Genomic DNA, 11,955 nt, shown 5'->3' on the forward strand with positions numbered 1-11,955 from the left:
CTTATGTGGCCGCGCCGATGAACCGCATCGCCGCGGCTTGCGTGTGTCGAAGCGCTTCCGATAGAGTGCCTTGCGGTCTTAAACTCCGAACACGGAATCGCGAATGCCCCGATTTGGTTTCGCCATCGATAATCGTGCCTGCATCGGCTGTCACGCGTGTACCGTTGCCTGCAAGAGCGAGCACAGCGTACCGATCGGCGTAAACCGAACCTGGGTGAAGTACATTGAGAAGGGCGAATTCCCCAACACGCGCCGCAGCTTCAATGTCCAGCGATGCAATCATTGCACTGATGCGCCCTGCGTCGAGATTTGTCCGGTGACATCCCTCTTCATCCGTCCGGACGGCATTGTCGATTTCGACAACGACCGCTGCATTGGATGCAAGGCCTGCATGCAGGCATGCCCCTACGATGCGCTCTATCTCGACCCGGAAACACTGACGGCCGCCAAGTGCAACTACTGCACGCACCGCGTTGACCAGGGCATCGAGCCGGCGTGCGTGGTCGTATGCCCCGTCGAGGCCATCGTCAGCGGCGATCTTGACGACCACACCAGCAGGATTTCGCTACTCGACATGAGCCAGCGCGTTCAATATCCGAAAGTGGAAAAAAACACGCGACCGAAGCTGTTCTATGTCGGCGGTGAGACGGCGGCACTGGATCCGGCCGCTGCTCCGCCACAGCAGGACTATGTCTGGAGCAGCGGTGCGGGCGCCTCCTTGGGCGTGAACAAGAAGGCGCTGTCACTCGCGGACGACGAGGCAAGCGAAGATGCCCGCGCCCGCCGCGTCTATGACCAGAAGAAGAAGCCCGCCCCGTGGGGCTGGATGGTGTCGGCCTATATCACGACGAAAGCAGTTTCGACGGGAATCCCGCTCGTGACATTCATTCTGTTTGCGCTGGGCCTGTCGGCATCGCCGTTGCCATTTTCGGCGGCGATTGCGTCTGTGGCGTTCCTTGGGCTCACTGGATATCTGCTGGTGGCGGACCTGACGCAGCCGAAGCGGTTTCTGTATGTGCTGCTTCGCCCGCAATGGAAGAGCTGGCTTGTGCGCGGAGCCTACTTTATCACGGCATTCGGAATGCTGATTCCGATCGTCTGGGCATCGGGTTTTCTACCGTTGGGTTACTGGCCAAAGTTCTATCTGTCTTTCGTCCTTGCGCTGTTCGCGACGGCCACGGCGGGATATACCGCCCTGCTGTTCGCTCAGGCGCGCGGCCGGGATTACTGGCAGAGTCCGCTGCTGGTGGTGTCGATGATTGTCGACGCGCTCGTCGCCGGAACCGCGTGCTGTGTTCTGCTCGGAATCATGGACTGGGCGGGCGGAATGGTTTCAGTGTCAACTGACTCGCCGACATGGTGGCCGTCGGCCGTGGGAAGCAATCCCGATCCGGCGCGGGTTGTCCTCGGGGTCGCGTTGGTGATGCTGATCGCCATTCAGAAAGCCGAGTTGTTGCCGCGGCATCAGACGAAGAATGCAGAGTTAACGGCCGCCGCCATCCTGCGCGGGCCTTTTGCGTCATGGTTCTGGATCGGAGTCGCCGCCGTGGGCCTCCTGGCGCCGGCCGCCGTCCTGCTCTCAGGCGGACCGATTCGCCTGGCCGCCGTGTTGATCCTGCTCGGTATCACGGCAAAGAACCACATCCTCGTCCAGGCGCCGCAGCGTGTGCCGCTGAGTTGATGATTGAAGATGGCCGGTTCGTCTTCGTTAACGGCGCGGAAGCGGCCGCGGATTGATGTCGTTCGGATCGACCGGGCGCAGGTCTTCGAGATCCAGCCGGTAGATGTTCAGAATGATCCCGTTGATGTCCTTTTCGCCCACGCCGAGGCGGCCGCTGGCGGCAAGCGGCACGTCCAGCAGTTCCTTGACCGGGCGACCCTCGGGGCATTGAACCTCGATCCATTCGTTCATTTCGAGCGGCTTTCCGTAGCAGCAGAAGGTCTGATTTCGCATCAGCATGAACAGAGGCACGCGTCCATCGTCATCCAGGTCGAGCGGCGCCATGAATCCGACAACTGTGACCTGTCGGCCGTCGAAAGCCTTGATGGTGGGTGGAATCGGGTCCGGCCGAGGCGAATCCGACGGCGCCGCAGTCAGGGGCGGTTTCTGATATCTGAAGCCGGCGAGGAAATCGAAAGATACAAGTGGATGAATGCCGGGCGACTTTTCATTCAAGGAATCGCTGATGCCCGTGGTCAGAGGCGGAACGCCGGCCGGAGATGTCGGCTCCCGTTTGCCTCCCTCGAGAATGGGTCGGCCGCGCGGCATATTGGGCTGGGTGGCCGGAGCAGGCGGCTCCTTGCATGCTGTCGAGATCAGCAGCAGACCGGACGCTACTGCTCGCAGGACGCCGCAGGGCCGCAAAAGCCGGAAGCGCGAACGACTAGCCCGGCCGGACGTTGGGTTTCGCGACTTCGGGACCGGAAAAGGTACTGGCTCGCTCATATCGGCTTCACGAATGCGGCGCGAGGCAGGCCGCCACGTCGGTGGCATACGCCTTCCATGCCGGTATCAAACCCGCGATGAGACCGAGCAGGATAGCGGCCGCCGGCGTCCAAAGCAGCGCGGGATGAACACTCCAAAGGTCGAGTACGACACCTGTCTGATCGCGAATGATTGTCCGCGCGGAAGCGAGCAGACCGATGTACGGAACGAATCCCGCGAACGCTCCGATCGCGGCGATAGCGCCGGATTCCATGATAATAATCGAGAACACCGTCAGCCGCCGGGCACCCAACGCGCGATAAATCGCAAACTCGCGACGCCGCTCGTTGATCGTGTTATGCAGGCTCGCCAAAATAGCCGCGCCCGCGACCAGCATGACCATTGCGGCGACGATTTCGAGCACAGCCGCCATCCACCCGATGCGATCAAACAGCTCCGACAACACGCGAGCAACCGGCCAGGCGAAGGTGGCCGCCGAACCGCCCCTGTTGAACTCCTGATCGAGGTCAAGGCCGAACTGGGGGCTTCGGAGCTTGATAAGCAGCGCGCTGACGGCCTTGTGTTCGATCGGGATCTCCTCGCCAGCAACGGGTTCGTAATGATCGTCGTCATGCCCGAGGACATGGCCGCTCATTCGGAATACCGCTTCGATCGGAATCCAGACCACGCGGTCCACGGGCGAATTCGTGGGTTCGAGAATTCCAACCACGAGGAACTCGTCATGCTCGTCGTCGTGAATCGCGGCGGAATCGAAGACGAGCCCGTGATGGGGACGAAACGTGCTTCCGACGGAAAGCCCAGTGCGGCGTGCAACCACGTCCCCAACGACAGCCTCGCGAAGTTCGGAATCGAAAGGCCGTCCACCGGAGCGAATTTCCAGCTTGCGACTGCGGCGCGGCTGAAACTCCGTGAAGAGCTGCGCGTCGGTGCCGACAATGCGATAGCCGAAGTAGTTGTCTCCGACGGCGATTGGAACGGCGACAGCCACGCGCGGGTCGGACCGGACCGAATCGTAGAGCGACCACGGGATATTTCCGGGTGATACGTCGAGGTGAAAAAGTACGTTGAGGACGAGTTGGAGGCGACTTGATCGCGCTCCCAAGACGGCATCAAACCCGCAGGAACCCCCGACAAACGCACGTTCAGCCTGATCTCGCAGCGTGAAAACGGCCATGACCAGCGCCGACGCCATCGCCGTCGCGGAAATTGTGACGCAGGTGGCAAGCAGATGACGGCGAAGACTGCGCCGTACGACAAAGGCGATGGCGCGAATTCCAACGGGAGTAGCGGCCGCAGCATCTGCGCCTTGAGCGACATGCGAAGCAGGCTGCCCGGATTGTGGATTGATAATTGTCATGAGTCACCGCCGGCGCGTGACACACTCTGACAGGCGCGGTTGAGCCGTTCGAAGTCCTCAACGCGACGAAACGTGCTGAGGAGGCCGCGATCGTGGCTGACGACGATCAGCGCCGCGCCGGAAGCCGCGGCAAGTGATCGAATCAGCTCCATTGCGCCCCGCGCATTGTCATGATCGAGATTGCCCGTCGGTTCGTCGGCCAGGATCAGCCGCGGACGATTGGCCAGAGCCCGGGCTACAGCCACGCGTTGCTGCTGGCCGATCGAGAGCGTCGATGGGAGATGATTGCAGTGTTCTGCCAGGCCGACGCGATTGAGCAAGTCACGGGCGAATGCCCGATCGACGCCGCGGCCGAACATCATGGCCAGTTCGACGTTCTCGATCGCCGTGAAGCCCTGCAGAAGATTGAACGACTGGAATATGCAACCGATCCAGCCCCCTCGGAGACGATCGCGATCGGCCGGGCGCATCGCGAAGAGGTCGCGTCCGTCAAGGCGGACGGTCCCGCTGTCCGGTTCAGTGATCCCCGCGACGAGATTCAGAAACGTGCTCTTGCCGCATCCACTCGCGCCGCACAGGGCAAGCTCTTCGCCAGAATTGAGTCGGAGTTCCGGAATGTCGACGATCATGCGACGCGCCGAACCGGGAACGGCGTACGACTTGGACAGGGACTCGATCCTGAGCAGGCTCATGGCATCATGGTAGGCGTTTGAGAGGACCGGGTCACGCACGCGAGGTGGTCGCCGGGTCGAAATGCCGGCGCGAGCCAACATCGGGTTGAAGCACCAGGCCATCGCGCGGGTGGATATCGAGTATGACGCCGGAGACGTGCTCCTGCCCCGAGATGAGCGTGACGCGGCGGCCGATGTCAGCGGACCGGCGACACCATTCGGCAGTCAGCTCGTCGTCACTGACGCAGGCCGGTTCGGCGAAGAGTCCATCAAGTTCGCGAAGCAGACGGCGGGCGATTGCAAGTCGATCGATGGGGTCGCGGCTCTCAATGTGGAGCGACGTGGAGCATGCGCGAAGCGGCTCCGGGAAGTGCATCGGCTGCTGTAGACAGTTAATCCCAATGCCGATTGCAATCCACGCGGCGAATTGACTGGAGCGTTGATCGCGCCGGGCGATTTCCCTTGGGGCGAGCACTTCGACGCGATGGGTATCTAACGTCTCCGGACTGCAGCCGGTGACCTTTGCTTCGACGAGGATGCCGGCCAGTTTCTTCTCCCCCACGTAGATATCGTTGGGCCAGATAATCTGCGGCGAGACATCCGTCGTCCTCTCGATCGTCCTTGCGACCGCAACGGCCGCTCCCGTCATCCAGAATGCGGGCCGCGCCGCATTGCGCGGCTCATTGAGGAGAATCGTGCACATCACGCTCGCACCAGCCGGGGAATGCCACTGTCGCCCCAGACGACCGCGACCGGCCGTCTGACGCTCCGCAAATACGGCGGTTCCGTCCGCGTCCGCTCCGGATTGCGGAGCCAGAGTTTGTAATGCGAAGGTATTGGTGCTGTCGATCTCCGGCAGAACGGCGACACGCCGACCCACCCGGGCCGTATGCAGCTCGGCGGCGATGGCATCGGCGCTCAGGACATGCGGCGAATCGGGGATCATTCAATGGCGTCCAAGCCGATATCGAGAATGGGAGCGGAGTGCGTTATGGCACCGACGGCGATTCGTTCGACACCGGTCTCGGCGACAGCACGTACGGTTTCGAGGGTGACGCGGCCGCTCGCCTCCAGTTCCACTTTGCTGCGCAGTCCGCGGGCGTCTCTGATGGCAACAGCCGATCGCATGTCTTCGAGGCTGAAATTATCCAGGAGGATGACGTCAATGCCTACGACGCTCAGTAACTGCTCGAATTGCTCGAGCGTATCGCACTCGACTTCGACAAAGGCAGGCTGTGAGGGCAAATGCGGAAGGCGGTTCAACATTTCGAAAACGGCATGGGCCAGGCGCGACGATGGAATTCCGGCGAGGTGGTTGTCCTTGATCAGAACCGCATCGAAAAGCCCGATGCGATGATTGTGTCCACCGCCACAGCGAACGGCGTATTTTTCCAGCTCGCGCAGGCCCGGCGTTGTCTTGCGCGTATCATAAATCTTGGCATGGGTTCCGGTGACCGCGGCGACAAAGCGACTTGTCAGCGTCGCGACGCCTGAAAGATGCTGAAGGAAGTTCAGAATCGTCCGCTCGGCGGTCAGCATCTGAATCACGCGGCCGCTGAGCCGGGCGATCGGCACGCCGGGTTCGACATTCAGCGCGTCCGCATGCGGATCGATCCAATCAAGCACCACCTCCGGCGCGAGCGATTCGACGAGCGCCGGGAGTAACAACGCACCGCAGAATCGGCCGTGATCGCGAGGGACAATCTGCCAACGTCCACGCGCGGTCACCGCAAGCTCGGGCATGAGACGCGAGGTGAGATCACCATGCAGTCCGAGGTCTTCGCGGCGGGCTATTTCGATGAGCGGCAAAATCTGATTCAGGTCGATTTGCATCGCATTCACCAGTTCGTCAATCCGAACGGGCCATCATGCCGGCGCGCCGCGGTACGCCTTTCCGCGGATGGTGCCTTCGGTCCGGCCGGGCGTCAACCAAATCGGCCGCGCTCCATCGGCGCGGACGGATTCAGCAGATTAAGCTGATAATTCCCGAGGTACTTCAGCGTCTGAAAATGCTTGAAGAGCTCGTCCACACTTTTGAATACGCGCGTCGCGGTTTCAGTGATGAAGGGCGACGGGTCTTTTCGCGGCCTCCAGATGACGTAGACCTCCTTTGTTCCCTCCCAGGCGTGTTGCAATTCGCGTTCCACGCCGCTCGACAGGCCCGGAATGCCGCCCGCAAGCTCTGGAATGTAGCTGACGATCATGTCGCTCTGGTCGATCAACTTGAAGTCGCGGGCATAAATCTGTCCGTCGATATCGCGTGCAACATTCGTGACATCGTTGACGCTGAACGTCAGATCGCGCCCGTTCACCTTCAGCGTGATTGCGGCCTCGCCCTTCTTGGTCGCTTCTCCGGCCTCAAAAAGCAGGCGCTTTTCGTCGAGGTCTCCGGGATCGAAACAAATGAAATGCTCCGCCAGCGAGGCGCGGAATCCGTCGATCTCAGCAAGCACGTCCGGCATGTCCATGACGTGCGACATCGGAAAGCTGGGGTAAATCTTCTTGCGCTGTGATTCGAACATCAGCCGCACCAGCGATTCAGCAGTCGCCTCGTTATGACCGCGCGCGAGCACGTAAAAAGTGCCGTGTCGCCCGATGGCGTGTGCGAGAATTTCCGTGGCGAGAATTTCCTCCTCGCGCCAGACCATGATGTCCTTGAGCGTATGAGGCACGTCATGCTCTTTAAGGAGCCGTTCGTGAATGGCATCGACGTTGTCCACGAGCGTGACGTAAAGATCGGCATCAAAGGCCTTCATCTGGTCGAAATCGAAGGCCTCGAACAGGCCGTGTTTCCATCGAAACGTCGCGTGGGTGTTGACAATCACGTTTTCGGTTCGCTCGGCCGTCGCAAGTACGTCCTTGAAAACAGCACGCCTCAGGCTGTTCAAGCGGGTCCGCGGCAAATCGAGAATCCGTCCCGGCCGAACGTCCGGCGCTTCCTTATACATCATCGCACCGACGTTGCAGACCGTGACATTGTGGCCGCGCTCGCCGGCCAGATCGCGGACTTTCTCGAGGAAGGGGCGCTTGTCGACGCCGACCTGCCCGGTGACGACGACGCGAATGCCGTTGTGTGCCTTTCCGCCGAAGAGATTGCTGCTACTGTTGACCATATTGAAGTCTCCCGGTTTTCCCTTCAGCATAACCGAAACCTGTTCGTCGGAGAAACGCGGCGGGGCCTTGCTTTCGCCGTTTTTCATTCGGACGTAAACTGTCATTCTGGAATGCCAACTCCGTGTGATGGCAAGATACTTGAGAAGCCAACCCATTATGAACCCTGTTCGAGCCAGATTTGCCCCATCTCCCACGGGGTATTTGCATGTCGGCGGCGCGCGATCGGCCCTGTTCAACTGGTTATTCTGCCGCCGGAACGGCGGACGATTCGTCCTTCGGATCGAGGACACGGATATCCAGCGGAATATTGAAGGCGCTGATCAGAAGCTGCGCGATGACCTCCGCTGGCTGGGTATCGACTGGGACGAGGGACCCGAAGTCGGCGGGCCCTACGGTCCATACAACCAGAGCGAACGGCTCGACCTTTATCGAGCAGCCGAGCGAAAACTGCTTGATGCCGGGCTCGCCTACTACGCATTCGACACCGCGGAAGAACTGGACGCGCTGCGCCGCAAGGCCATGGCAGAGAAAGTGAGCTTCCGATATCCGCGACCCGCCACTTTCCCGTCCGAAGCCGATGCGTCCCGAGCCCGCGAGCAGGGGCGGCCGGTCGTCGTGCGCTTCGCCGTTCCGGACGAACCGATCACGGTGCACGATGAAATCCTTGGCGACGTGACCTTCGGCGCGGGCGAAGTGGAGGACCTGGTCATCGTCAAATCGAACGGCTGGCCGACTTACCATTTCGCCGTTGTCGTGGATGACGAGCACATGCGGATCTCGCATGTGCTGCGCGCCCAGGAACACCTGATGAACACGCCGAAACACGTCTTCATGCAGAGGGCCCTGGGCTACAGCACGCCGATCTATGCCCATCTGCCCCTCGTGTTCAATATCGACGGCACGAAAATGAGCAAGCGCGACAAACACAAAGTCGTGCGAACGGCCGTGAAAGAAAAGCTGAAGAGCAAACTGTGGACGCCGGCGGATGTCGTTACTCTGGCATCTTCCGACGAGGCGGCAATCCACCGCTGGCTCGACAAGGCGGACGCCGAACTGGACTCAACGCAGCTCAATCGCCTGGCACAGGCCGCCGGAGCGGTGATTCCCGAGATCGATGTTCACGACTTTCGCGTGTCGGGCTATCTGCCCGAGGCGCTGCTCAACTTTATCGCCCTGATCGGCTGGTCACCCGGCGATGACCGCGAACGCCTTACGCGGGACGAGATGATCGCCGCGTTCTCCATTGATCGAATCGGCAAGACAGCCGGCCGGTTTGATCGCGAAAAGCTGCTTGCGGTCAACACCGACTACTGCGCGACCGCTTCACCCGAAAGGCTGCTGGCCGCGTTTCGCGACTGGTCAGCGGCGAGCGGCTCTCCCCTGGCAGCCCTGGATGACGCGACCGCCTCGCGCGTGATCGAAGCCTGCAAGGGAATGCGAACACTTCGCGATATCGAGGCGAAAGCAGGCATTCTCTTCGCCCCGGACGAAGCCGTTGAGTACGATCCGGCTGCCGTGAAGAAATTCCTCGAAAAGAAGGATGGCGCGGGCTACGCGATGTTGTCGAGGCTGCTTCCGGCGCTAGAATCTCTCAACCCGTGGACCGCCGAGGGCATTGATTCGCTCATCAAGCGAATGTGCGAGGCCGAAGGCGTCGGCATGGGCGATGTGGCACAGCCGATTCGCGTCGCCGTCGCCGGAAGGCCTGTGAGCCCCGCAATCGGTGAGACCCTGGCGCTGCTCGGCAAAACCGGAACCATGAACCGAGTTCGGCGCTGCCTCGCGGCGAGGGCATGACACCGGGCCAACGACGCAGAACACTCAATAGATCGATCTCTGTTCGGAACAGGACAAGCCATGAACACCCGCATCACTGATTGCCGGCGCTTTGTTTTCGCGGGGACGATCGTCGTTTTTCTGCAAGCGGTCGCCCTGGCCCAGCCCCCCGTCACCGACACACATGCGGCACTACCGCCGAAATTGCTGAGCGACGCAAGGCGCGCCGTGAATCGCGGCCTCGCGTATCTCCGCGCTGCACAGGATCGCGACGGCGGCTGGACAACCGCTCGCTACGGACCGGCCGTGACGGCGCTTGTCGCGCAGGCCTTCGCCAACGATGCGACCTACGGCCCGAAGCATCCGATCGTTGAGCGCGCCCTCGCGCGCATCCTGCAATACGAACAGAACGACGGCGGCATTTATGATCAGCGGCAGAATCTCGCGAACTATCAAACTTCCGTCGTGCTTTCCTTTCTCGCCACGCTGCGTGACGCCGATCAAACACAGCGCGTGGCCAGGGCACAGCGATTTCTCACGCGGCTGCAGTACGGCGCGGACGACTCGATGGATTCCTCCAACGTCTGGTACGGCGGATCCGGATACAACAGCAAGAAACGCCCCGACCTGTCCAACACACAGATGATGCTCGAAGCCCTGCACGCGAGCGGCCTGTCGAAGGATGACCCGGTCTATCAGCGCGCGTTGACATTCATCTCCCGCAGCCAGATGAACGAAGCCACGAACGATCAGCCGTTCGCGAAGGGATCGGCGGACGGCGGCTTCATCTACACGCCGGGCGACGGGGGCGAATCGAAGGCCAATCCGATGATCGAACTGGTGAAGTCGCAGCCGATCTCTTATGGCTCGATGACCTACTCCGGTTTCAAGAGCATGCTCTATGCAAATGTCTCAAGAGAGGATCCGCGCATCGAGTCCTGCCTGAGATGGATTCGGCGCAACTACACGCTGGACGTCAATCCCGGGCTTCGGGGTCGCTCCGCACAGGAGGGCCTCTACTACTACTACCATGTCTTCGCCCGGGCACTGTACGCGTGGGGCGAGCCGATCGTCGTGGATGACAATGGCGTGTCGCACAACTGGCGTGTGGACCTGTGCGGCAAGATTGTTTCGCTTCAGAACAGGGACGGAAGCTGGGTCAACGAGCGCACACGATGGCTGGAGGGGGACGAGAACTATGTGACCGCCCTGGCCATCCTCTCACTGCAAACGGCCATGCAGGCTGATTCGGACTCAGCCCGTGCGAGCCGACCGGCAGGCACGAATTGACCCGCGGTCACGGATTGCTTCAATTCTTCGCGGGCTTGCGAATCTCGAAGTCGTCAATCTGGCTTCCATTCTCGTCCAACTGCCGGATTCTCACCCGATCGGGCGATACGTCCACGCAGGTGAAACTGAAGACCCGATCGTTATAGGTACGCAGGAACGGCGGAGGCGGATTCGCTTCCGGATAGCGCTGGGCCCCGCCGGCGCCCGTCGTGATATAAACAACGCCCTCGCCGTCGGCCACCATCTTGTCCGCTTTCATCGGCGCGGTGCGCTCGTAGAGGTGGTTGTGGCCGCAGAAGACCGCATCCACGCCGCAATCCTCAAACACCTGCGCGAACGCGCGCTTCATGTGTTCTCCGCCCTTGGGTCCATGCGAACTGCCCGTGTAGTATGGATGATGAAAGTAGGCGAACTTCCACCGGGCATTGCAATCCGTCAGGATGGAACGAACCCACGGCGCGATCTGCGTCGCCATCTGCTCCGCGGAGATGACGCCGCCCTGCGATGACTGGTTGGAGTCCAGTGCCACAAATCTGGCATCTCCGAAATCAAAGTAGTAGTTGCGTTCGGCCTCGAACCCCGGCGGACCATTTCGCGGTAGAATAAACTCCGCCAGCAGCGGAGCGCCCTTATCCGTCGCGACATCATGATTGCCGAGCGTCGCCATGAACGGGACGTGCGCAAGAAGCGATCGGTTTGGCTCATAAAAGTTCAGCGGATAGTCCTGCTTTGCTCCGGCCGGATAGATCAGATCGCCCGTGTGAATCACGAGATTCGGCTTCTGTGCAGCCATCAGGTTGGCAACAAGGGACTGCGAATTGCCACCGACACCCGAATCTCCGAAGGCGACGAATCGGAATGCCGTTCCCGGCGCCGCCGGGCTTTTGTAGTCAAGCGGACCCGCGATGCGAACGCGCCGTCCGAACATTCCAGCATTAAACAACTCATACTGATAAGCCTTGCCGAGTTCGAGGCCGCCGAGTTCACCGACATATCGTCCGTCGGCCGGCTCGACGGCCTGCTCGGTGGCGCTGCCGTCCGGGCGCGTGAATCGGATCCATGCCGTCGACCCACCGGCCTGCGCGGTCCAGACGACGGCGAGCTGGTCGGGCGCTGGCATCTGGACCATGGGCCCCAGAATCAGTTTCGGGCGCGTGCGTTCGTCGTACTTGTATCCCGCAACGCAGAGCGTCGAGACGACAATCACTGCAAAAGGGGCGATTTTTCGCGACATCGAGTTGACTTTCCAAGGCATGAATCGCTCCGATCCTGTCGATTGCTCGCCGCCGATTCGGCCGTTC

At 61.0% G+C, this 11,955-nt stretch carries 10 protein-coding genes; 3 read left to right on the plus strand and 7 right to left on the minus strand.

Annotation, left to right across the window (positions count from 1 at the left end; all coding sequences use genetic code 11):
* Window positions 1-103: 103 nt before the first annotated feature.
* Window positions 104-1,681, plus strand: a complete 1,578-nt coding sequence (gene nrfD / locus KF841_05495) for a polysulfide reductase NrfD (GenBank protein ID MBX3394801.1) — start codon at window positions 104-106, stop codon at window positions 1,679-1,681.
* A gap of 27 nt (window positions 1,682-1,708) precedes the next feature.
* On the opposite strand, the gene KF841_05500 is transcribed toward nrfD, so the two are convergent.
* The 6 genes from KF841_05500 to KF841_05525 form a co-directional block, all read right to left on the minus strand.
* Complete coding sequence (locus KF841_05500; GenBank protein ID MBX3394802.1) at window positions 1,709-2,446, minus strand: DUF3299 domain-containing protein; 738 nt, start codon at window positions 2,444-2,446, stop codon at window positions 1,709-1,711.
* 7 nt (window positions 2,447-2,453) lie between these two features.
* Complete coding sequence (locus KF841_05505; protein MBX3394803.1) at window positions 2,454-3,803, minus strand: ABC transporter permease; 1,350 nt, start codon at window positions 3,801-3,803, stop codon at window positions 2,454-2,456.
* Window positions 3,800-4,495, minus strand: a complete 696-nt coding sequence (locus KF841_05510; protein MBX3394804.1) for an ABC transporter ATP-binding protein — start codon at window positions 4,493-4,495, stop codon at window positions 3,800-3,802. Before KF841_05510 ends, KF841_05505 begins: the two co-directional genes overlap by 4 nt.
* A 31-nt stretch (window positions 4,496-4,526) precedes the next feature.
* The gene (locus KF841_05515) at window positions 4,527-5,420 is read right to left on the minus strand and encodes a biotin--[acetyl-CoA-carboxylase] ligase (protein ID MBX3394805.1); all 894 of its coding nucleotides are present in this window, start codon (window positions 5,418-5,420) and stop codon (window positions 4,527-4,529) included.
* Window positions 5,417-6,307, minus strand: coding sequence for a carboxylating nicotinate-nucleotide diphosphorylase (nadC, locus tag KF841_05520; protein MBX3394806.1), 891 nt, complete (start codon window positions 6,305-6,307; stop codon window positions 5,417-5,419). The genes KF841_05515 and nadC overlap by 4 nt, the downstream gene beginning before the upstream one ends.
* A gap of 92 nt (window positions 6,308-6,399) precedes the next feature.
* A complete protein-coding gene (locus KF841_05525) occupies window positions 6,400-7,692 on the minus strand; it encodes an AAA family ATPase (protein MBX3394807.1) in 1,293 nt (430 codons plus the stop codon).
* Window positions 7,693-7,744: 52 nt separating this feature from the next.
* Here KF841_05525 and KF841_05530 point away from each other — a divergent pair, with 52 nt between their 5' ends.
* Both KF841_05530 and KF841_05535 read left to right on the plus strand, forming a co-directional pair.
* Window positions 7,745-9,385 (plus strand): glutamate--tRNA ligase, encoded by a 1,641-nt coding sequence (locus KF841_05530; protein MBX3394808.1) that lies wholly within the window; start codon window positions 7,745-7,747, stop codon window positions 9,383-9,385.
* A 60-nt stretch (window positions 9,386-9,445) separates the two neighbouring features.
* Window positions 9,446-10,654, plus strand: a complete 1,209-nt coding sequence (locus tag KF841_05535) for a terpene cyclase/mutase family protein (protein ID MBX3394809.1) — start codon at window positions 9,446-9,448, stop codon at window positions 10,652-10,654.
* Window positions 10,655-10,673: 19 nt separating this feature from the next.
* On the opposite strand, the gene KF841_05540 is transcribed toward KF841_05535, so the two are convergent.
* Window positions 10,674-11,909, minus strand: coding sequence for a metallophosphoesterase (locus KF841_05540; protein ID MBX3394810.1), 1,236 nt, complete (start codon window positions 11,907-11,909; stop codon window positions 10,674-10,676).
* Window positions 11,910-11,955: the final 46 nt, after the last annotated feature.

It is taken from the genome of Phycisphaerae bacterium, from assembly GCA_019636475.1.
Taxonomy (GTDB): Bacteria; Planctomycetota; Phycisphaerae; order UBA1845; family UTPLA1; genus JADJRI01.

Excerpts from the sequence above, each read along its gene's own strand:
- nrfD (MBX3394801.1), top strand. The coding sequence starts at position 104 with ATGCCCCGATTTGGTTTCGCCATCGATAATCGTGCCTGCATCGGCTGT.
- KF841_05500 (MBX3394802.1), bottom strand. The coding sequence starts at position 2,446 with ATGAGCGAGCCAGTACCTTTTCCGGTCCCGAAGTCGCGAAACCCAACG.
- KF841_05505 (MBX3394803.1), bottom strand. The coding sequence starts at position 3,803 with ATGACAATTATCAATCCACAATCCGGGCAGCCTGCTTCGCATGTCGCT.
- KF841_05510 (MBX3394804.1), bottom strand. The coding sequence starts at position 4,495 with ATGAGCCTGCTCAGGATCGAGTCCCTGTCCAAGTCGTACGCCGTTCCC.
- KF841_05515 (MBX3394805.1), bottom strand. The coding sequence starts at position 5,420 with ATGATCCCCGATTCGCCGCATGTCCTGAGCGCCGATGCCATCGCCGCC.
- nadC (MBX3394806.1), bottom strand. The coding sequence starts at position 6,307 with ATGCAAATCGACCTGAATCAGATTTTGCCGCTCATCGAAATAGCCCGC.
- KF841_05525 (MBX3394807.1), bottom strand. The coding sequence starts at position 7,692 with ATGACAGTTTACGTCCGAATGAAAAACGGCGAAAGCAAGGCCCCGCCG.
- KF841_05530 (MBX3394808.1), top strand. The coding sequence starts at position 7,745 with ATGAACCCTGTTCGAGCCAGATTTGCCCCATCTCCCACGGGGTATTTG.
- KF841_05535 (MBX3394809.1), top strand. The coding sequence starts at position 9,446 with ATGAACACCCGCATCACTGATTGCCGGCGCTTTGTTTTCGCGGGGACG.
- KF841_05540 (MBX3394810.1), bottom strand. The coding sequence starts at position 11,909 with ATGCCTTGGAAAGTCAACTCGATGTCGCGAAAAATCGCCCCTTTTGCA.